The sequence below is a fragment of the Desulforhopalus glucosivorans genome (assembly GCF_054397165.1).
In genome coordinates this window covers 3,950,942-3,971,467 of record NZ_AP044854.1, presented here as the reverse complement: position 1 = coordinate 3,971,467, position 20,526 = coordinate 3,950,942, and the positions used below count along the sequence as shown (strand labels likewise).

The 20,526-nt window shown below is 46.0% G+C and carries 17 protein-coding genes; 6 read left to right on the top strand and 11 right to left on the bottom strand.

The features are described 5' to 3' along the window. Positions 1 to 63 precede the first annotated feature (63 nt). The 3 genes from ACX6CI_RS17160 to ACX6CI_RS17150 all read right to left on the bottom strand — a co-directional run bounded on the left by ACX6CI_RS17160 (position 64) and on the right by ACX6CI_RS17150 (position 4,234). Complete coding sequence (locus tag ACX6CI_RS17160; RefSeq protein ID WP_458774877.1) at positions 64 to 1,146, bottom strand: hydrogenase small subunit; 1,083 nt, start codon at positions 1,144 to 1,146, stop codon at positions 64 to 66. 671 nt (positions 1,147 to 1,817) lie between these two features. Next, complete coding sequence (locus tag ACX6CI_RS17155) at positions 1,818 to 3,236, bottom strand: polya polymerase (protein WP_458774876.1); 1,419 nt, start codon at positions 3,234 to 3,236, stop codon at positions 1,818 to 1,820. Positions 3,237 to 3,247: 11 nt separating this feature from the next. Continuing rightward, complete coding sequence (locus ACX6CI_RS17150) at positions 3,248 to 4,234, bottom strand: NAD(P)H-dependent flavin oxidoreductase (protein ID WP_458774875.1); 987 nt, start codon at positions 4,232 to 4,234, stop codon at positions 3,248 to 3,250. A gap of 388 nt (positions 4,235 to 4,622) precedes the next feature. Here ACX6CI_RS17150 and hisS point away from each other — a divergent pair, with 388 nt between their 5' ends. From hisS to ACX6CI_RS17130, 4 genes are all read left to right on the top strand, one after another. Beyond that, complete coding sequence (hisS, locus tag ACX6CI_RS17145; RefSeq protein WP_458774874.1) at positions 4,623 to 5,873, top strand: histidine--tRNA ligase; 1,251 nt, start codon at positions 4,623 to 4,625, stop codon at positions 5,871 to 5,873. A 170-nt stretch (positions 5,874 to 6,043) separates the two neighbouring features. Beyond that, positions 6,044 to 7,828, top strand: a complete 1,785-nt coding sequence (gene aspS / locus ACX6CI_RS17140) for an aspartate--tRNA ligase (RefSeq protein WP_458774873.1) — start codon at positions 6,044 to 6,046, stop codon at positions 7,826 to 7,828. Positions 7,829 to 7,921: 93 nt separating this feature from the next. Then, positions 7,922 to 8,686 (top strand): TSUP family transporter, encoded by a 765-nt coding sequence (locus ACX6CI_RS17135; protein ID WP_458774872.1) that lies wholly within the window; start codon positions 7,922 to 7,924, stop codon positions 8,684 to 8,686. Between the two features lie 77 nt (positions 8,687 to 8,763). Further along, entirely contained in the window at positions 8,764 to 9,339 is a 576-nt protein-coding gene (locus ACX6CI_RS17130) for a PhnA domain-containing protein (RefSeq protein WP_458774871.1), read from the top strand. 57 nt (positions 9,340 to 9,396) lie between these two features. On the opposite strand, the gene ACX6CI_RS17125 is transcribed toward ACX6CI_RS17130, so the two are convergent. The 5 genes from ACX6CI_RS17125 to ACX6CI_RS17105 all read right to left on the bottom strand — a co-directional run bounded on the left by ACX6CI_RS17125 (position 9,397) and on the right by ACX6CI_RS17105 (position 14,609). Continuing rightward, entirely contained in the window at positions 9,397 to 10,281 is an 885-nt protein-coding gene (locus ACX6CI_RS17125) for a DMT family transporter (RefSeq protein WP_458774870.1), read from the bottom strand. A 64-nt stretch (positions 10,282 to 10,345) separates the two neighbouring features. After that, the gene (locus tag ACX6CI_RS17120) at positions 10,346 to 11,461 is read right to left on the bottom strand and encodes an AI-2E family transporter (RefSeq protein WP_458774869.1); all 1,116 of its coding nucleotides are present in this window, start codon (positions 11,459 to 11,461) and stop codon (positions 10,346 to 10,348) included. Positions 11,462 to 11,507: 46 nt separating this feature from the next. Further along, entirely contained in the window at positions 11,508 to 12,392 is an 885-nt protein-coding gene (locus ACX6CI_RS17115) for a LutC/YkgG family protein (protein ID WP_458774868.1), read from the bottom strand. Then, a complete protein-coding gene (locus tag ACX6CI_RS17110; protein WP_458774867.1) occupies positions 12,385 to 13,872 on the bottom strand; it encodes a LutB/LldF family L-lactate oxidation iron-sulfur protein in 1,488 nt (495 codons plus the stop codon). Before ACX6CI_RS17110 ends, ACX6CI_RS17115 begins: the two co-directional genes overlap by 8 nt. Next, the gene (locus ACX6CI_RS17105; RefSeq protein WP_458774866.1) at positions 13,869 to 14,609 is read right to left on the bottom strand and encodes a (Fe-S)-binding protein; all 741 of its coding nucleotides are present in this window, start codon (positions 14,607 to 14,609) and stop codon (positions 13,869 to 13,871) included. The genes ACX6CI_RS17110 and ACX6CI_RS17105 overlap by 4 nt, the downstream gene beginning before the upstream one ends. 284 nt (positions 14,610 to 14,893) lie before the next feature. Here ACX6CI_RS17105 and ACX6CI_RS17100 point away from each other — a divergent pair, with 284 nt between their 5' ends. Next, on the top strand, positions 14,894 to 15,859 hold the full coding sequence (locus tag ACX6CI_RS17100) for an ABC transporter substrate-binding protein (RefSeq protein WP_458774865.1): 966 nt from the start codon (positions 14,894 to 14,896) through the stop codon (positions 15,857 to 15,859). Between the two features lie 49 nt (positions 15,860 to 15,908). Here ACX6CI_RS17100 and ACX6CI_RS17095 read toward each other — a convergent pair whose 3' ends face one another. From ACX6CI_RS17095 to ACX6CI_RS17085, 3 genes are all read right to left on the bottom strand, one after another. Next, a complete protein-coding gene (locus ACX6CI_RS17095; protein WP_458774864.1) occupies positions 15,909 to 16,310 on the bottom strand; it encodes an iron-sulfur cluster assembly scaffold protein in 402 nt (133 codons plus the stop codon). A gap of 84 nt (positions 16,311 to 16,394) precedes the next feature. Next, positions 16,395 to 17,681: a citrate synthase gene (locus tag ACX6CI_RS17090; protein WP_458774863.1), complete on the bottom strand. Its 1,287-nt coding sequence runs from the start codon at positions 17,679 to 17,681 to the stop codon at positions 16,395 to 16,397. Between the two features lie 233 nt (positions 17,682 to 17,914). Further along, a complete protein-coding gene (locus ACX6CI_RS17085) occupies positions 17,915 to 18,928 on the bottom strand; it encodes an alpha-hydroxy-acid oxidizing protein (protein ID WP_458774862.1) in 1,014 nt (337 codons plus the stop codon). A 439-nt stretch (positions 18,929 to 19,367) separates the two neighbouring features. On the opposite strand from ACX6CI_RS17085, the gene ACX6CI_RS17080 reads away from it, so the two are divergent. Continuing rightward, positions 19,368 to 20,294 carry an OmpA family protein gene (locus ACX6CI_RS17080; RefSeq protein ID WP_458774861.1) on the top strand — a complete coding sequence of 309 codons (927 nt, stop codon included), beginning with the start codon at positions 19,368 to 19,370 and terminating at the stop codon, positions 20,292 to 20,294. The last annotated feature ends 232 nt before the right edge of the window (positions 20,295 to 20,526 follow it).

Genomic DNA, 20,526 nt, shown 5'->3' with positions numbered 1-20,526 from the left:
AGAGTATTACATCTCCTTACCGGTAAGCGTATGCAAATGATAATGTGTAAAGGGGTGAATCAATTAAGCTTCAGTATCTTCTTTTTTCTTCCCTTTAATTAAACTTTTACCAATACCTACAGCAGCATGGATACCGATACCGGCAGCGGTTGCAGCCAGAATAGTTTTTCCAACTTTATCAGCATTTTCAACAATGCCTGTAGCAGGGATTTTTACCATTGGCAGTCTCTCATAAAATGGAGTCATAGTGTCCCAGAACCCTGGCTCAGTACAGCCAATACAACCATGCCCAACACTTACAGGCCAAACATCTACGTCGTTAAAACGAACGACCGGGCAGTTGGAGAATGTCTCAGGTCCCTTACAGCCAACCTTGTAGAGGCAGTAGCCAAGCTTATGGAACTCATCGCCAAATTCTTCAACAAAGCGACCTTCGTCAAAGTGAGCACGTCTTTCGCAATGGTCATGTATCCTACGACCGTAAGCAAATAGTGGGCGGTTGAGGTTATCAAGAGCCGGCAGTCTCTTGAAAGTCAAATAGTGGAGAATGGTTCCAAGAAAGGATATTGGGTTGGGCGGACAGCCTGGAATGTTCACAATAGGCTTGTCACTGACGAGATCCTGAACGCCTACAGCACCGGTTGGGTTTGGTGCAGCAGCCTGAACTCCACCAAAGGTGGCACAGGTTCCAATTGCAATAATAGCAGAAGCCTTAGGAGCCACTTCAGCCAGAATGTCCATTGCCGTTTTTCCAGCTATTTTGCAGTAGATACCATTGTCTTTTGTTGGGATTGCGCCTTCCACAACAAGAATGAATGGGTGATTGTCTACTGTGTCATGCAGGTTATGCTCTGCCTGATGACCAGCTGCTGCCATGATGGTTTCGTGGTAGTCAAGTGAGATGACATCAAGTATCAATCTGGCAAGATCAGGGTGGGAGGAACGGAGTAAACTTTCCGTACATCCAGTACATTCTTGAAAATGCAACCAGATAACTCTGGGCCTTTCTGCTGTTGCAGCCGCTTCAACCAGCTTGGGAATCATTGCATCGGATAATCCCAATGCAGCTGCAGCCATTGTGCAGCCTTTAAGGAATCCGCGCCGATCAAGCTGCGGGTCCAGATTACTTTTAACTGTGTCTGCCATATCAACCTCCTATTGCTGTGTGACAACAAGTGTGCGCCAGTGCGCGATTAGTTCGACGTGCAGTGCCGAAAACAAAAAAAACTAAACTACTCATAATATTAAAAAGCCCATGGGCTTTGTGGGTTACATAGCGCGGTGCCCAAAAGGTACCAATGTTTTTTTGACAAATAAATGGGGTTGATGAAGGCTGTTGTTTGTGTATTTCCTGCCTTATCAGGTGGTTGTGCTTAGATTCTTCTTTGTCTTTTGCTGGGGTGTGACCTGTTTTAATGCTGTATTGGTATGCCGGTTCTACCCGGAAACAGAGGGGGCAATTGTTGGAACTAGGGTGGTTGGTGCTGGGACAACCCTTTAATTGAGCGGGTTGCCTGTAATGGATCTTTTCAGCCATTGTGCAAAGAGTGCGTCAATAAAAAGTGTAAGAGCGGCGGTTTGCTTGTGCAAAAACGCCACATGAGTCAAAAAGTCTGGTAAAAATACCACCATCACCCTGCTAAAGCAACAATATTTTAAAGATGTTGGGGTGGGTGTGCATGCTGTTGGGCTGGGGGCTTGTTTTGGTGAGTGGCAGCCTGCAGAGAATGCCTGTCAATCTGAACGGGTCGGGGTGGGGTTGTGCGGGATGTGCGTGTGACTATTTTGTGGTTATTTGAAAGGACCTCTGAAAGATATTATTTGCGCAGGCCAAAGATGCCGCCTTTGGTGTTTTTTAAGATAACAGGTTTTGGGGAGCTGGCCGGGGCTGTTGTGCTATTCTCTGGAATTAAGGGTAGTGAGGATTCTGAGGATTCTGAGGATTCTGAGGGTGCTGAGGAGACAGGTATCTGGACCGGTTTGTTGGATATGTGCTGTAATTCAATGGGAATACCCATTGCTGCACTTTGGTAACACTGGTAAAAAAGTTTTGTTCTCTTGAAATAACTCTTCTTTTTTAACCACTTTGGCCAGTTATTATTATGCTCTTGGTGAATGAGCTGAGCAAGGTTAATCAGCAGATTGACGACTTCCTGGCGTAATGATTTCCTTAGATTAAGATGGGTGCCGATTCCCTGGTCGATGTCCTGGCGGATCTGCTTTGCCAGTTGAAACAGGGCGCCGCCCTTGCGGTATGTACTGTATAGCTGGTAGCGGGATTCTGCAAAAGGCACAAGGATAAGGCCGATGTGAAAAAAATCTCGCTGTCTGTGGATAGTGTTGGCCTGGCAGAGTCCATTAAGGGAGTCAATTGCGCCAAATAGCTTTCCAAGGAGTTCGCGCTGGGTCTCACTGTCCTTGCTCTTAGGGCTAAAGATTTTTTTGTAAAACGGAAACAGCGAGTAAAATAGACCTGAATCCAGGGCGAGGTGGAACCATGGCTCCGAAGCCTCGCTGTACAGGTCTTTTATTAACTCATCTCTGAGTCTTGATGGCGGGCAAAGGGTAAGTTTAGGTGCATTGTCACGTATGGCACGCCAGCTGAGTTTGTCGATTTTGAAATCGTTGCGGGCCGCATGACGAATAGCTCGAAGCATCCGGACAGGGTCGCGGTTTAACCGCTTATCCGGATCACCCACTATGCGAATAATCGAACGGTCAAGGTCCTTACTTCCCTCCACATAGTCTATGATTGTACGGTTTTGGATCTCATAAAAAAGAGAGTTAATGGTCAAATCTCTTCTTCTCGCATCTTCATGAAGGGTTCCGAAGGTGTTATTGGGTGCAAGAACAGCTTCCGGTCCGTCTATGTCAAATTCGGAAAGAGACCTGAGTGTACTCACCTCTATGGCTTTTCCACCTTTGAAAAATATCTGAACAAGACGAAAGCGTCTGCCGATGGTATTGCTATGGGGGAAGAGTTTCCGGAGTTGTCCTGGCCTTGCATCTGTACTGATATCAAAGTCTTTGGGCTTTTTTCCTAAGTAGAGATCACGCACTCCTCCACCTACAAGGTAACCGGCAAAACCTGCATTTTTAAGTTTACGCAGGACGTAGAGTGCGTCCTTGTCGATCATGTTGTTTGTGATCGGATGCTGGTCTGGTGTAATGATAACGGGAGTGCAGTTCACATCGAGTGTGTCCTGCACTTCGTTTGGAGTGGTGTCTTGATTCATTGTGGGGGCTGTTATACGACTGGGCTAAAGCCTTTGCCCTCTCGGTAAACAGACTCAGCCTGTTCTTTGAATCGCTTGAATATTTCAGCAACTGGAAGGATGCTGTCCATTTTAAAGGTGTTTTCACCGGAAAAGATAAGCCCATCTTTAGTGTTTCCCTCTTTAGCTAGCATCAACCGCTCGTTAATGCAGTAGTGATGGTTACACTTTTTCAGGCAGAGGTGGGGGCATTTTTTGGTGCTGACATCTTCGCCAGCATTCATTCCCTTTACAAATGGATTGTTCAGGGCCCGTCCCGGCATTCCCACAGGGGATGAGGTGAGAACAATATCTTCTTTTTGGGCATCTAAAAATGCCTGTTTATACTTGTCCGACACATCGCACTCTTCACTGAGGACAAACCTGGATGCAATCTGTACTCCGTCTGCGCCGTACTTGTCCATCATTTCGGCCATTTCATAGCCATTGGTGATGCCGCCGGCAGCGATGAGCGGGATTTTTTTGATAGCTTTTCGAATTGCAGGGAAAATTTCGCGCAGTGGTTTGTCTGTGCCAAGGTGACCGCCGGCCTCTTTGGCCTCTACAATCACAGCAGCAGCGCCAAGTTTTTCTGCCATCTTTGCAAGTGCTGGTGAGCTGACGATCATGACGATGGGGGTGTTATGTTCCTTGCCGATTTTGAAAATATCACGGGAAAAACCGGCTCCGGTGACTATCATATCAACGCCAGCATCAACTGAAGTCATGACGAGATTGTAGAAATCTTTCATGGCATACATGATATTGACAGCAATGATTCCATCCGTTGCTGCTTTGGCCTTTTTAATGTCTTCGTGGAGCTCTTCTAGTGGAAGACCGGATCCACCAATTATGCCTATGCCACCAGCCTCTGCAACCGGAATGGCCAGTGAAGAGGTGGAAACACGAATTGACATCCCACCCTGAAGGAGTGGAAAAGTAGCTTTAAGGTTAGCTATGTTAAGCGAGGGTAACTTCATAAAAATGCAACTCCTTAGTACCTCACTCAGGAAAACCTGTCATAAAAAACGGGTAGGGTAGACACCGAGAAACTGAGTTGAGGTAAAATCATTGTTTCGAGTAATTCACAAGGTACTTATCCCGTTTATCGGGGTTAGTAAATAATAAAAGCAATAGAGTTGAGATAATGCATCTCTTCCGGCGGTTTGTCAAGAATTCTCTAAATCTCACAAGATGGCCTGTTGTAAGGTGTTTGTTGGGATATCTCGCTGTTATGGCGTCGTTAGTCAGTGCTGGTTGCAGGTAAAAAATCGTGTCCTGCTTGACAAAATCATATAATTGCGGTTAAATTCAGGGTTTTTGATTAAAAATATTGTCTCATTTCATATATATAAATTGGAGAAAGGTTTGAAGATCAAGGCCCTGAAAGGGTTTAAAGATATCGTTCCCGGTGACGTTGAGTTGTGGCAGTCCCTGGAAAAGACAGCACGTGGCATATTTGAAAGGTTTAATTTCTCTGAGATTCGTATGCCGATTCTCGAAGAAACGCAGTTGTTCGCACGATCTATTGGTGAAGCCACTGACATTGTCGAAAAGGAGATGTATACCTTTGTCGATAAGCAGGTCACCATGCGACCTGAGGCGACCGCTTCTCTGTTGCGTGCCTATATTGAACATGGTCTCTATGTGCAGAAACCGGTTCAGCGATTATTTACAATCGGTCCCATGTTTCGCCATGAGCGTCCTCAGAAAGGCCGATTGCGTCAGTTCCATCAACTTGATGTCGAGGTACTGGGCTCAGAAAGCCCAAGGGTTGATGCTGAACTTATGGCCATGGGCGATATGCTGTTTACTGAGCTTGGTATAGGTGTCAGTCTTGAAATAAATTCTTTGGGTTGCCCCAAGTGCAGACCTGGATACCGAGCAGTTCTGATAGAATATATTAACGAACGTATCGATGCTCTATGCAGTGACTGTAAGAGAAGAAGTGAGACCAATCCTCTACGTGTCCTTGACTGTAAGGTCCCAACCTGCCGGGAACAGATAGGTGATGCCCCCTCTATCCTTGAGCATCTCTGTGGGGATTGCAGCGATCACTTTAATGCTGTGCAAAGTAACCTGACTGATCTTGGAGTGGAGTTTACACTTAATAAATTCATGGTTCGTGGTCTTGATTATTACTGTCGAACCACCTTTGAATTTATCACCGCAGATCTTGGTGCTCAGGCCGCAGTAGCTGCCGGTGGTCGATATGACGGTCTGGTTGAGACCCTCGGTGGACCTAAGGACAGTCCCGGTATCGGTTTTGCCATGGGAATGGAGAGAATTGTCCTCCTTATTCAACAGAAGCAGGCAGCATTAGAGCCTGCTACCGTTGATCTTTTTATAGCAGGAATTGGTGAGGCTGGAAGTCGTACTGGATTTGCCCTTGGACATGGACTCAGGAAACAGGGTTTTTCTGTTGCCATGGATCACGAAGGTAGAAGTCTTAAGGCCCAGATGAAACAGGCCAATAAGGCCTTTGCAAAACATACTCTTATCATTGGCGATGCCGAACTTGAAGCAGAGTCCGGTGTTTTGAGAAACATGCGGGACCGTGACGCTGAGCAACAAAATGTTGCACTCACTGTCGAAGCTGTCACTGCCGCAATCGGATAAAACAACCCCGGTGAACGGGATAAGTACCTTCACGAAATTATTCTAAAAAAACAAGACATAAATTTCTAAGGTACTAATATACTTATTCTCTGTTCTTTAAGTCGCCTTGATGGGTTGGGGCGAGTGCTGATACCAATAAGCAGAGAGAAAATTCAACATACGTAAACATCATGGAATCAATGGGAAAATTAAGCCGGACTCATTTTTGTAATGACCTCGGTAAAGAAAATATCGGTGAAGAAGTAACACTGATGGGCTGGGTACTCCGCAGGCGTGACCACGGAGGTGTAATTTTTATCGATCTAAGAGATCGCGATGGTATCACCCAGATAGTGTTTAATCCGGAAATAAACCCTGAAGTCCATGAAAAGGCGCATCAGATTCGCAGTGAGTGGGTTCTTGCCGTTAAAGGTAAGGTTGAAGCGCGTCCAGGAGATATGGCGAATCCAAAGCTTAATACGGGTGCCATTGAAGTACTTGTTGACGAGCTGAGAATCCTGAATTCCAGTGAAACGCCTCCGTTCCCACTCGATGAAGAAACAGAGATATCTGATAATCTAAGATTACAGTATCGCTATCTTGATCTTAGAAGACCTGAGATGGCGTCAAATCTCGTTATGCGTCACAAGGCGGTAATGACCGTGCGTAACTATCTCAACGATGCTGGATTTCTCGATATTGAGACTCCAATGCTCACACGGTCTACCCCTGAAGGTGCCCGTGACTATCTGGTGCCAAGCCGTGTTAATGCCGGTAAGTTCTATGCCTTGCCCCAGTCTCCCCAACTGTTCAAGCAGTTACTGATGATCGCTGGAATGGACAAGTATTATCAGATTGTTAAATGCTTCCGTGATGAAGATCTTCGCGCAGACAGACAACCAGAGTTCACCCAGATAGATATGGAGCTGAGCTTTGTTGACGAAGAGCAGATCATGGCTCTTAACGAAGGTATGATAGCACGTCTTTTTAAAGATACTCTAGATATCGACCTCACTCCTCCTTTTGATCGCATCACCTTTGATGAGTCCATGAGGAGATTTGGAACAGATCGTCCCGATGTTCGTTTTGGTATGGAGCTTGTGGATCTTACCTCAATTGCCGCAAATTGTGGGTTTAAGGTTTTCCGCGCTATTGCCGATCAGGGCGGTTCTGTCCGCGCTATTAATGCAAAGGGATGTGCGACTTTTTCCAGAAAAGAACTTGATGTACTCACCGACTGGGTTACCCAGTTTGGTGCTAAAGGTCTTGCCTGGGTTAAGATGAAGGCAGATGGAGAGTGGCAGTCACCCATCGCCAAATTTTTCACCGATGATGAACGCGCAGCAATAACAAAAGAAGCAGATGCAGAAGAAGGCGATCTCCTCTTTTTTGGTGCAGACAGTTCAAAAGTCGTTTTTCAGGTACTTTCAGAGTTGCGTGTTGAATTGGCAAGACGCCTTGACCTCCTGAAAAAAGATGATTTCAAATTCACCTGGGTAACTGACTTTCCTCTCGTTGAGTATGACGAGAAGGATAAACGCTACCAGGCGCTGCATCACCCGTTTACCGCGCCCAAAGAAGAGGATATTGAAAAGCTCGATACTGATCCTGGCAAGGTGTACTCCCGTGCCTACGATCTCGTGCTTAACGGTACTGAAATTGGTGGTGGCTCCATACGTATTCATCAGAAAGATCTTCAGGCTAAGGTCTTGGATGTTCTTGGAATTGGTGAAGAAGAGGCGGATGAGAAGTTTGGCTTCCTGCTTAAAGCCCTTGAGCTTGGTGCACCTCCCCATGGTGGTTTAGCCTTCGGTCTTGACCGTCTGCTTATGATCATCACCGGAAGTGATTCTATTCGTAATGTCATCGCCTTTCCTAAGACCCAGAAGGCGACCTGTCCACTGACTGAAGCCCCTGCATCAGTTGCCAGAAAGCAGCTGACAGAGCTTCATATCAGGCCCGACTGGAAAGAGTAATTGTTCAAGATTCTTTGAACTGTGTATTTTCTCCCCGCTTATCTTACGATATGCGGGGAGTTTTTTTTAGGCAAATAGTCACTGGGGTGTGTAGTGGAACTAACAATTCTTTCTATGGATGTCCTTGCATTTTTGTTTCTTGCAGCCTTTATAGCAGGCTTTTTGGATACGCTTGCCGGAGGTGGAGGGCTTATTGTACTGCCCGCTCTTATCATAAGTGGAATACCTCCACTTTTGGCCCTTGGTACCAATAAGCTACAGGGAACAATGGGCACAGCCACAGCAACTCTTATGATGCTGCGATCAAGGGCGGTTCGCCTACGGGATGTGAGGATGCCGATGCTTTATGCATTTTTAGGATCGGTTGCAGGTACCATTGCCGTGCAGTTTATTGATACCAGGGTTCTGGTGTTCGTCATTCCGCTGGTATTGCTGCTCATTGCCATCTATTTTATCCTCTCACCCCTTATGGCCTCAAAGAGAACAGAACCATTGCTGTCTAGATCGACGTATCAGAGAGTGGTTGTGCCGCTCATTGGTTGGTATGATGGTATGTTTGGTCCGGGAACGGGCTCTTTTTTTGCCCTCGCGGGGGTCTCTCTGCGGGCCAAAGGTCTGGTTGATGCCACTGCTGTTGCTAAAACGTTTAATTTTGCCACTAACATAGGTTCCCTCTGTATCTTTCTTATTGTTGGAAAGGTGATGTGGAGTGCTGGGCTTATCATGATGCTAGGCCAGGTTATGGGTGCCTGGGCTGGTTCTAAATGTCTTCTTAAAATTAACCCGGCACTGCTTAGGCTAGTGGTGGTTGTTATGTGTCTTGCTATGTTGTGTAAGTATTTATTAAGTTTGCATTAAGTATGGGCTGGATTGTAAATTGAGCCATTTGCAGGAGACTCTATAGATTTTAATAGCTTTAATAAAGGAAAACGAGTGTGAATAACGAAGAACAACTACGAGAACGAAGTGATAGCAGTTGTGAGCTGTGTGCAGCAAAGGATAATTTAGCTCTCTATGTCGTGGGGCCAGAGAATGCTGGTGCTGAACCGGAACTATTGCTCTGTTCTACCTGTATTGAACAGGTTGAGAGTAATGAGGCCCTTGATGAAAATCACTGGCGTTGTCTCAATGACAGCATGTGGAGTCAGGTTCCTGCAGTCCAGGTACTTGCCTGGAGGATGCTCACTCTTTTAGCGGATAAAGGATGGCCCCAGGATCTGCTTGATATGATGTACCTTGAAGACGACGTCCTGACCTGGGCAAAAGCGGGTTTGCCTGATGGTGGCGGTGATAGTGTGGTACATCGTGATTCAAACGGAACAACCCTTAGTGCTGGGGATTCAGTCACCCTCATTAAAGATCTTAATGTAAAGGGTGGAGGTTTTACCGCGAAAAGAGGAACCCTGGTAAAATCGATTTCTCTTGTGACTGACAATGCCGAGCATATTGAAGGGAAGGTGAGTGGACAACACATTGTGATTTTGACTAAATTTGTGAAAAAATCGAGCTGAAATTTTTCGATCTTTCCAAGAGGTCCTGATTATAAAGGGGTGAACCTTGAACAGGTTTCATCCCTTGTCTTTTTTCACCATAAAGGTGGTCATGAGGATACCGCTAAAGATGAGACAGATGGCCTGGATGTGATTGGTTGTAAGTGTTTCGCCTAAAAAAAGTACCGCGAGTATTGTACTGAAAACGGGCATGAGGTGGATAAATGGCCCGGCAATATTAGCGCCCAGCATAGTGACAGCACGGTTCCAGAAAATAAAAGCGAGGACCGAGGCAAAGAGCGCAACATAGCCTATTGTAATAAAAGTATGAGTGGAGATAACCATACTCTTGCCTGAATAGAGTTCAAGTATATAGAGCGGGCTTATTACTGTAAGGCCGACAATGACAATTCCGGTCTGGTAGGCAAAGGGATGCAACCCTTTGGGGTACCTTTTAAGGTTGGCTGAATAGAAGGCCCAGAAGATAGCAGCGATAAAAACCAGAACGTCACCCCTGTTAAAATGCAGTTCCATGAGCGTTGAAAGTTTGCCCTGGGAGATAATAAGTACAACTCCGCTCAGTGAGAGGCAGACGCCAAAAAATTGCCTGGGACTGAGTTTGTCATTGTACATCAGCCAGGAAATAACCACGATAATGACGGGTATACAAGAGTTGACGAGCACCGCATTGATGGCAGTTGTGGTCTGAATTGCGTAATAAATGAGGCTGTTAAAGCCTGCGACCCCAAACACTCCCTGGGTAATAATAAATTTTTTATGTTCGACTATCAGTTTACGCTCTGCGATCAGATGACGGAGTCCAAAGCAACTCAGGATAAGTAAAGCGACAGTCCAGCGCCAGAAAGAGAGAGACATGGGAGGAATCGCAGCGTGCATCCCACGGCTTAAAACAAAATTTCCTGACCAGAAAAGGGTTGTCAGTATGAGAAGGATATATGGCATCAGTTAGTACCTTACTCCAGAAAAGCTGTCATAAAAAACAAGAATCTCAGGAATTGAAGTGATTTTACTCTTCATCTTCTGCTGGTAGTTGAGCTTCACTGGCTGGGCGGATTGATCGGACCTTTGGCAGGTAGTCACTAAAGGTATCCCCATATATTTCCCAGATTGTAATAAAAAGAGCGGCAACGATGGGGCCGATGATGATGCCGAGGAGGCCAAACATCGAGAGTCCTCCAAGGGTTCCAAAGAGCACAAAGAGATCGTGCATCTCTGTGTCTTTGCCCACGAGTCGAGGTCTAACGAGGTTGTCGAGGTTGCCGGCAACAGCGCCGCAGAGTATGGCAAGAATAATGACACCGGAAAAATTGCCCATCAGAGCCAATATCACTAGTGCAGGGCCCCAGATTATAGCAGTTCCAACAGCAGGAACAATTGACATTACGGCCATAAGAGAGCCCCAGAAGACCGGGCCTTCAATTCCGGCAATGGCAAAGGCCACACCACATATGGATCCCTGGAGCAGGCCGATGATAAGTGTGCCCTTAAGGGTGGCCCTTGTTACAGAGGTGAATCTGTTGAGAAGGCGCAGTTCGTTGTGATCGTCAAGAGGCAGGAAATAGAGGATTTTTTTAAGCAGCACATCTCCCATGGTGAGGAAGTAGAACATCACATAGAGCATTATAATCGATGAAAAGACGGCGTTCATCGTTAGCTTGGTAAAACCGGAAACCGAGTCGATTAAAAAAGAAGAGACCGTACCAACCAATTCTCCTGCTTTCTGGATGATGATATCCCTGTAGGGGAGAATCTCCTGATAGTATGGAAACTTTTCAAGGTAGCTTGTGGCTATTGTGGGTTCCTGAATAAAGCTTTGCACCCAGGGGGTGACTGATTGGCCAATGGTAATTGCCTGGGTGATGACAATGGTAAATAGCAGAGAAAGGGGGGTGAGTACCAGGGTGACAATGGCAAAGACCGTGAGGATCGAGGCAACAGTCTCCCTGCCACCAAGCTTCTCTGTCAACTTAATATGCAGAGGTTTGACGGTTGCGGAGAACAGTCCTGCCATGAAAATTGCCATCAAAAACTGATGGATCATGGTGAGGAAGACCCCGGAGATGAGAACAACCAGGGTCACGAGAGTGATCTTGCTGATATTTTCTTTTTGTAGATTGGCCATGACAAATTGCCTTTATTTTTTCCTCTCTCAGCGTGCGGAGATTCGATTATTGTTGTTTGTCACTTTCTACAGGAGTCTCATCAACTACCATTTCAGCTGCATCGTCTGTCTGATTTTCTTCTGTTCCGATTTCCTCGACCATCTCTTCTGTATTTTCTTCAACGTCCTCGGCGATCGCCTCAGCTTCAGGCTGGGCTTCTATGGGCGGTTCATCTTCTTTTAATATAATGAGGTGAAGTTCTTTAGGGCCATGGGCACCGTGTACCAGGTGGGCCTCAATATCAGCAGTTTTAGAAGGTCCTGAGATAAAGACAAAGCTCTCCCGGGGATCAAGCTCTTTTAGAAGTGCGTATCCTTCTTCGAGATTGGCTACAAGGTTTTCACTTCTGGTAACAGCGATATGGATTGATGGTACCAGCGAAGTAGATCTGGGGCAGCCCGGTCCTGTCAGCTGCATAAGCGTTGCTGAGTCGGCGACACTTATGTCGGGGGCGGTGATGCCAATATAGGAGGCAATTGTTTTTTCCTTAACCTCTTCATCTCCGGGATATGCAGTGTGTACTGTGACTGATTCGCGATTAAAGCGTTGCCACAGTTTCATTGCAGCAATGTCAGGATGGGTGTGCTGTATGATATGCCTGTTATGGGAAAATTCGGGTCGCTTCGTGCGAATAAGCTCTACTACGACGTCTTCAGCCTCTTTCAGGGAATCCACAACATGAAGAGTAATATTGAGTCCTGCACAGTTGTCAGCCAACTGTTCTATGAGGAGTTCTTTTTCTGCATAGCTTCGGGACCTAATTGTACTAAGAAGGTCTTCCGTGTCAGTTGTGGTAAACAGTTCAGGGAAGGTACTCTTGGTACGTGAAGCCCCAGGATTAACTTTTAGAGCCCGGCGAAGATTTTTTAAAAAAGGAAATTCACTATTCATTGGTTTCCTCCTCGTTTGCAGCCGTTTGCGGCAGTTTGCTCTGTTGAACCTTATCTGCATACTTATCCTGCCAGATTTCTGAAAAGGTCCGTTTGGCAATAGGTGGCAGGTCACGATCGTCTGTCCAGCCCGCTGCAAGACCTGTCATTCTCTTAATCATATTGTTTTCGCCGATAAATGGTTTTTGCAAAAGACGGACAGTTTTAATCATACGCTTATATGCAGAGCTGTGTGAAATGGCTTTCTGCCATGCTGCATATACGTAGGACTCTGCCACATTATGCTGGCGCACATTCCAGTGATTATCACCATAGGCAAGTTTGTAGCGTAGAACACTGAGCATACGCGGAAGATCATTTTTCACAGGGCAGACATCAAGGCAGGCTCCACACAGTGTCTCACCCTTACAGAGGTCTGCGTGTTTATTGATGCCATCGAGCAGTGGGGTGACAACAGCGCCAATGGGCCCACAATATGTTGAGTTGTAGGCGTGTCCACCGATTTTGCCGTACACGGGGCAGATATTAAGACAGGCCCCGCAGCGCACACAGGCAAGAGCCTCTCTGAAATCCGTATCACCTAAGATCTTCGAGCGACCATTATCAATAATCACAAGATGAAACTCTTCCGGGCCATCCGGATCGCCTTGAGCCTTTGGCCCACCGGTGAAACTCACGTAGGTGGATAGTTTTTGCAGGGCGGCTCCACGGGTTATGAGTTGGATGGCCTCTCTCTGCTCATCCATGTTGGCCGCTACCCGCTCCATGCCCATAAGTGCCACATGCACCTTTGGCATGGTGGTTGCCATGCGAATGTTTCCTTCATTGGAGATAAGGCTGATCTGCCCGGTTTCGGCACAGGCCATATTGCAACCGGTGATACCCATATCTGCTGTGAGCAGTTCTTCCCGCAGCGCTTTTCTTGCAGCCATGGTGAGTTCGGGTGGATCAGTGGTTGGCTCGATGCCAAGCTTTTCAGTAAATAATTCTCCGATATCATTACGATCCATATGAATGCATGGGGCGATGATATGGGAAGGGGTATCTTCTGCAAGCTGGATAATATATTCGCCAAGATCCGTCTCAATGACTTCGATACCATCTGACTGCAGGGCGGGGTCAATATCAATTTCCATGGAGGTCATTGACTTACCCTTGACCACCTTTTTTACCTCGTTTTTCCGGGCAACATCTAAGGTGTAGTCAATGGCATCCTGGGCAGTTTCTGCAAAATAGACATGGCCTCCACGTTTTCGCACGTTTTCTGCAAGCTCAGCCAGGACAATGTCAAGATGTGCAAGGGTACGCATTCTGGCATCTTTAACGCGGTCTCTCATGGTCTGGTCTTCCATGTCTTCCCAGAGCTGCATGGCGCCTTTGCCAAATCGATCCTGAAGGTTGGTAAGGCTCTTTTGCAGGGTGGGGGAGGCGATTCCTTTTATGGAACCCTCGGTGTAAGCAGATTTTGTTTTCGGTTTCATGACTTACCTCCTGTGCTGGCTAGGAGTTCTGCAATATGCATAACTTTGACGTTTTCCCCACGTCTTGAGAGGCGGCCTTTAATGTTCATCAGGCAACTAATGTCACAACCGGTAACGACTTCTGCACCGGATGCAAGGATGTTTTCAATTTTGTCATCGACCATGGCAGTGGATATCTCAGGGTAGTTCATGGCAAAGGTGCCGCCAAAACCACAACAGGTGTCACTGTCTTTCATTTCTATGAATTCAAGTCCCTTTATATGACGAAGCAGGGTGCGGGGTTGCGAATTTATATTGAGACCTCTGGTCAGGTGACAGGAGTCATGGTAGGTGACTGAGCCGTTGAATTCTGAGCCTATGTTGGATAGATGCAGTTCATCCACAAGATATTGGGTTAATTCAAATGTTTTATCCCCAACGGCCCTGGCTCTTGCCAGCATTTCGCTATCATCTGCGAACAGTTCAGGATAGTGATGGCGAACCATATGAACGCAGGACCCTGACGGAGAAACGATCACATCTTCATGTTCAAAAATTTCGATAAACCTCTTTGCGGCAACAGCTGCGTCTTTTCGATACCCACTATTAAAGGCTGGCTGACCACAGCATGTTTGATCTGTGGGGTAGTCAAAGGGGATATTCAATTTTTGAAACACTGCGACCATGGCTTCCGCGGCTTCCGGAAACATGGAGTCGACGAGGCACTGTATAAAAAGGGAAACGTTTTTTCCTGCCATTAGTTCTCCTTGGTTTTCCTTGGTTAGAATGCAGTAATGGGACGGCTTATTATTGATATTCGCTTTCACCTTACCCTTGAAAATGGAATGTACACCATGAAGGGATGATCGGGGTATCTCTGCGATCATTTGTTAACGATATGCAATGGAGTTTGCACAATATGGCAAACTGGAAAGCGAAAAATATATATAACTTGAATGAAATCCCATAATCTTCTAGAAAGGTCAATAGGAATGTCGACCAATCTTAAAAAACAACAAATCTTGATTGATAAGGAGAAGATATGAAAAAGTTATTGTCCGGTTTTCTTGGTTGCGCCCTTTTGGGAATGACCTCTGTTGCCCTTGCCCAAACACCGCTCATTTCAGTGAATCAGTTTGTTGAACACCCCGCACTTAATGCTGTGCTTAAAGGGGTTAAGGATGATCTGAAAGAAAATGGTGTGGAGGTGAAGTATAAAGATTATAACGCGCATGGTAATATGGGGACAGCGGGGCAGATAGCGACTCAGATTGCCTCAGATTCCCCTGATCTTATTCTGGCAATTGCCACTCCAAGCGCCCAGGCCTGTGCCAAGGTATATGAAAAGGCTCCTCAGCTTGCTGAGACTCCAATGCTTTTTACAGCGATAACCGATCCCCTCGCAGCGGGTCTTGTGAAGAGTTATGAAAAGCCGGAAGCTAATATCACAGGTGTTTCAAACCAGATGCCCATGGACAAACACCTTGATATGGTCAAACGTTTTATCCCGGGAGTAAAACGCTTAGGTGTTCTTTATAATGCTGGTGAAGTGAATTCTGTCTCCAATGTAAAACGTCTCAAGGCAGCAGCGAAAGAGCGGAATATTACCATTGTGGATGGGCCGGTTACAAATTCAGCTGACGTTTTCCAGGCAACCCAGAGTCTTGTGGGTAAGGTTGATGCCATCTACGTGCCCACCGATAATACAGTGGTCTCGGCCTTTGAGGCGGTTGTGAAGATATGTGAGCGGACACAATTACCACTCTTTGCGGCAGATACTGATTCTGTAAAGCGGGGTGCCATTGCAGCCCTTGGTTTTGATTACTATCTCCATGGCAAGCAGACTGGAGCCATGGCAAGAAAACTGCTAGCCGGGGCAAAGCCTGGTGATTTACCAGTGGAGTTCCAGAAAGACCTTTCTTTTCACATCAATCCAAAAGCTGCAGAGCGTATGGGGCTAGTTGTTGATACGGCGATAATCGATTCAGCTGACACCATCCATGAGTAGTCAGCTGAAATGATGTGTACCGCATTTCTTTTATAGAGGTGGAAGTAAGCTATCTGGCTGGATATGCCTGCTTCCACTTTTCTGTTTGCAGCTTGTTGTAACTGGCAAGCGCCTTATAAAAGGCACCCACCGCCAGTTCTGCGCAGTGAAAGTGATCTTCCGGTAGTGTCTCCAGGTAATCCGCCACATTTTCAGGGGAAAGGTTCCAGCCATCCTGGACTGATCTCCCCTCCATGAGATAGGAAACCGTATTGCCGCAGGCCACTGTATTGCTGCAGCCGTTTACTGTAAAGGTCACCATCTGGATCTGATCTGCCCGGATTGAAAGAAACATGTTGATGGTGTCTCCACACTCTCCGGTTCGAGTTCCGTAGCCTTCAGGCTTTTCCAATTCCCCGTATCTCTCGGTACGGGTTGCCATCATCTGAAATTTATCTAACTGTTCTTCCATGTCTGTATCGTGTAGCCCCTCGTTTTTGGACGGGGGCTACTCTTGAGTTACTATTTATTATAAAAAATTAGTGAAAAAAACGGGTTAGCGTTCCGTAAGCGGCACAAATGTACGGGTAGTTTCCCCGGTATAGATCTGGCGCGGTCTGGAAATCCTCTGGTTATGATCATGGAGTTCCTTCCAGTTGGCAATCCAGCCGGGCATTCTGCCAATGGCGAACATCACGGTATACATATTAAGCGGTATACCGATGGCTCTTAAGAGTATGCCGGAGTAGAAATCTACATTTGGATAGAGGTTTCTCGAGACAAAGTAGTCGTCTTTTAAGGTCACTTCTTCAAGTTCAAGGGCAACGTCAAGCAGGTTATCTTGAATATTGAGAGCTGCAAGAACCTCATGGACCTGCTCTTTAAGGATGAGGGAGCGTGGATCAAAGTTTTTATAGACCCTGTGACCAAAGCCCATAAGCCTAAATGGGTCGTCTTTGTCTTTAGCCTTATCAAGATAGTATTGAATGGGGTGGCCTGACTGTTTTATATCTTCAAGCATTGCAATTACTGCAGCATTGGCACCACCATGTAATGGTCCCCAGAGTGCACATACACCAGCCGCAACAGAACTGAAAAGATTGGCCCTGGAACTACCCACAACCCGTACTGTTGAGGTTGAACAGTTCTGCTCATGGTCGGCGTGGAGGATCAAAAAGAGATTGAGCGCCCTGTCCACAACCGGTGACACCTCGTACTCCTGATACGGGTCGGAGTGCATCATATGCAGGAAGTTACCGCAGTAGGAGAGGTGCGGGTTTGGATGATTGATAGGCTTACCGGCAGCCATTCGGTAGGCAAAAGCCGCTATGGTTCTAACTTTTGAAAGAAGTAACGATGCTGTTCTGTCGAATTCCTCTCCTGTGGTTGGGACTTCAAGGACTTCCGGATGGAAACAGGAGACCAGGTTGAGCATGGCGGATAAAATTGCCATGGGTGGGGCTTCTTTTGGAAAACCAGAAAAGTGGTGCTCAAGGTTTGTGTGTAGAGGAGCGTGTTCTTTTAATCTGGATGAAAACGCCCGTAGCTCCACTGGTGTGGGAAGTTCTCCATATAAAATCAGGTAACAGGTTTCTGTAAATGATGACTTCTTAGCTACCTCTTCAATGGGATACCCTCTATATTTAAGGATGCCCTTGGCACCATCCACATAGGTAATAGATGAGTAGCAGGAACCGGTATTACCAAAGCCGGGATCCATTGTAATGATACCGCTTTCTGATCGTAGTTTTTGGATATCTATGCAGGTTTCGTTTTCAGACCCGGTAATAACATCAAATTCATAACTGTTTCCGCCAACATTCAGTGTTGCTTTTTCGCTCATGTAAGTACTCCTAGCAGATTTTGTACGCTATAACAGGGAGAAATGTTCCCACCTTATAGCCGATAGTTACTGTTACTTCGGATAGTTGATAGCTAGTTAATAATAGTAATCAATTAACTTATTGCAACGAACAAAAATGGTTGAAGCTAAGATGGACTGAACAATAATCTAAACCAATACAATGTGTCAGGTAAAAAAGACCCGGACAATAAATTATTGCCGGGTCAGGAAGATCAGGATGAAAAGAGAATATCTTTATCCACAGAACTTGCAGATGATGAACCTGTGAGCACCATGGTCTGTTGTAACTCTGTAGTGATAGTGTCTATATATTTTTCAACACCATCCTGGAGCCCGCCTATTGCAGCAACTGAGAAAGGCCTGCCTATCATGACCGCATCAGCTCCAAGGGCAAGGAGCTTTAATACATCGCCACCACTACGTACTCCGCCGTCTGCAAGAATTGTAATTTTACCTTTGACAGTATCAGCAATATCTTCCAGGACGTCGGCACTTCCGGGGGCGTGATCAAGCACTCTACCGCCATGGTTAGAGACAACGATGGCGTCTGCGCCACTGTTGACGGCCAGTTGCGCATCATCGGGAGTCATGATTCCTTTGATGACAAACTTCATGCCGCTTTTTTTGATGATTTCGCTAAGTTTTTCAAGTGGTTTTGGAGATACTGGTCTGCCCATTTTTTTAAGAGTTATGAGACCTGCAGCATCGATGTCCATACCCATTGTGTCGCATCCGGTATCCTGAGCTTTAGCGAGTTTATCGAATAGCTCATCATCTTCCCACGGCTTAATAAAAGGAATACCATGCCCGCCAGCGTTTGTTATGGCAGCAAAGCCCGCCTGGTATATAAATTCGGGAACGCCGTCTCCGGTACAACCGATGATGGATTTTTCCTTACAACCGTTAATGATCGCTGCGGCATAATCCTCTTCAGTGACCTTGCCGCCCATGTTAAAGGATATGCCTCCAATGGGGGCAGCCAGAACTGGAATTGCTAGATGTTTCCCGAGGATATTAACGCTGGTATCAGGCTCCGTGACGTTATGGATGAGCCGCATATTAAATTTATACTTTGCAAGAGCATCAATGTTATTTCTAAAAGAAGAGCCACTTCCAAGCCCACCCATTCCAGGGACCTGGCCGGAACATACCTTGCCGTTACAAATGGGACATACCCGGCACTGCGGTTCCATTAATTTTCTTGCGTTATCACGAATCTCTTGCATTTCTATCTCCCTTCTTTTTCACGGATAAACTGTAGTTGAGTACGAGCTGTTATTTATGCTACTTCTATCATAGAAGATGTAAAATATAAAGCGTAGTCGGGCAAGGAAATTCAATCGAAAAAGGCAAGCCACTGGCTCAAAGGGCAATAGTTTTGATAGAGGATGGCCGTTTGTGTGTAGTGGTGTGAAATGGTCCGGGAAACGCTACTTTTTTAGGTTCTATATGACAACCTATGCGGGAGTAAAATATTGGACCTGGAATGTATGTAACATGTTCGCAGGATTTATCTCGAATTTCTACCTTGATTTCTTTTTTCTATAACATATTGTTTGACTATCTTTGTCATGAAATATTAATGAAAATGTTAACGCAGTGCAAATGGTAGGCGAGTGGTTAACTTGCTGGTTATTAAACGCAAAATATTAAAAGGAGGTTCAAATGATTAAAAAGATCGTAGGTATATCATTTATTGCTCTCTGTGTGAGTGCTCAAGCTATGGCGATCGACGCTCCAAAGGATGCTTCACCGACCTTTTCAAGGCCGGCAACAGCATATTCATCCAACACCTTCAACGAGATACTTGAAGCATATCAACTTACATTAGATACAGGGATGGCAGAGAATCTACCCTCAAGTTATGCAAAAATTAACGGGGATAAGGTGAGTTTTAATAATAACATGATCGCATATTCGCCAAAACAATATCATGCCATCCTGTCAGCTTATGGTCTTCAACTCACAACAAGTGACGCGAAAGAAATATTGAAAACCAGCTCATACGCTACAGTGAGTGGTGATACCATATCCTTTGGAAATAGTTCAATTGCATACGGCGGTCAAGGCTGGCAGAATATCATGAGTGCGTATAGTCTTCCGGCAATGGCAGATGCGTCGGCGATGAAGGCTGCCCCAATGAAAGAAAAGGCTATGGCTGGTCCTGGTGATGATGATATGGATGGAGTTGCAAATGACAAGGATGCTTGTCCTGATACTCCACGTCACGCAGCTGTTGATGAAAGGGGATGCTGGGCCCTGTCCAATGCCTTACTTTTTGATTTTGACAGCGCTGTCATAAATGACAAAGGTGTTGCGGATCTAAATAAGGTCGTAAAGGTATTTAAAAATCACCCAGACTTAGAAGTAACCATTGAGGGCCATGCTGATAGCACTGGAGCGGAAGCGTATAATCAGGCGCTGTCTGAAAGACGAGCCAAGGCCGTTGCCAAGTGGTTAGTTGAGAATGCGGATGTTATGTCAAGCAAGCTCGATGTTGTAGGTTATGGTGAAATGAAGCCTGCGTATCCAAATGATACCTCTTCTTCTCGGGCTAAAAACAGAAGGGTGCAGTTTACACCTGCCAAGTAATGTCGCTTGTAAAGTAGTAGTTGGACACGATGTAACAGAGCCGGGCCAGTGCGACTATACAATAGTCTGAGCTGGCCCGGTTAGTGCCTTACTCCTGAACCTCTGTAAAAAAAACAGGTAGCGTAGACTCGGGGAAACTGAGCTGAGGTACATTCATTGTTTCGAGTAATTCACAAGGTACTTATCCCGTTTATCGAAGTTAGTCTTAAACATCGTTTACTGCAGCAGCATT

What these genes read in the sequence shown, in the direction of transcription:
- ACX6CI_RS17160 (WP_458774877.1), bottom strand. Translation starts at nt 1,146, where the DNA reads ATGGCAGACACAGTTAAAAGTAATCTGGACCCGCAGCTTGATCGGCGC.
- ACX6CI_RS17155 (WP_458774876.1), bottom strand. Translation starts at nt 3,236, where the DNA reads ATGAATCAAGACACCACTCCAAACGAAGTGCAGGACACACTCGATGTG.
- ACX6CI_RS17150 (WP_458774875.1), bottom strand. Translation starts at nt 4,234, where the DNA reads ATGAAGTTACCCTCGCTTAACATAGCTAACCTTAAAGCTACTTTTCCA.
- aspS (WP_458774873.1), top strand. Translation starts at nt 6,044, where the DNA reads ATGGAATCAATGGGAAAATTAAGCCGGACTCATTTTTGTAATGACCTC.
- ACX6CI_RS17125 (WP_458774870.1), bottom strand. Translation starts at nt 10,281, where the DNA reads ATGCCATATATCCTTCTCATACTGACAACCCTTTTCTGGTCAGGAAAT.
- ACX6CI_RS17120 (WP_458774869.1), bottom strand. Translation starts at nt 11,461, where the DNA reads ATGGCCAATCTACAAAAAGAAAATATCAGCAAGATCACTCTCGTGACC.
- ACX6CI_RS17115 (WP_458774868.1), bottom strand. Translation starts at nt 12,392, where the DNA reads ATGAATAGTGAATTTCCTTTTTTAAAAAATCTTCGCCGGGCTCTAAAA.
- ACX6CI_RS17110 (WP_458774867.1), bottom strand. Translation starts at nt 13,872, where the DNA reads ATGAAACCGAAAACAAAATCTGCTTACACCGAGGGTTCCATAAAAGGA.
- ACX6CI_RS17105 (WP_458774866.1), bottom strand. Translation starts at nt 14,609, where the DNA reads ATGGCAGGAAAAAACGTTTCCCTTTTTATACAGTGCCTCGTCGACTCC.
- ACX6CI_RS17100 (WP_458774865.1), top strand. Translation starts at nt 14,894, where the DNA reads ATGAAAAAGTTATTGTCCGGTTTTCTTGGTTGCGCCCTTTTGGGAATG.
- ACX6CI_RS17095 (WP_458774864.1), bottom strand. Translation starts at nt 16,310, where the DNA reads ATGGAAGAACAGTTAGATAAATTTCAGATGATGGCAACCCGTACCGAG.
- ACX6CI_RS17090 (WP_458774863.1), bottom strand. Translation starts at nt 17,681, where the DNA reads ATGAGCGAAAAAGCAACACTGAATGTTGGCGGAAACAGTTATGAATTT.
- ACX6CI_RS17085 (WP_458774862.1), bottom strand. Translation starts at nt 18,928, where the DNA reads ATGCAAGAGATTCGTGATAACGCAAGAAAATTAATGGAACCGCAGTGC.
- ACX6CI_RS17080 (WP_458774861.1), top strand. Translation starts at nt 19,368, where the DNA reads ATGATTAAAAAGATCGTAGGTATATCATTTATTGCTCTCTGTGTGAGT.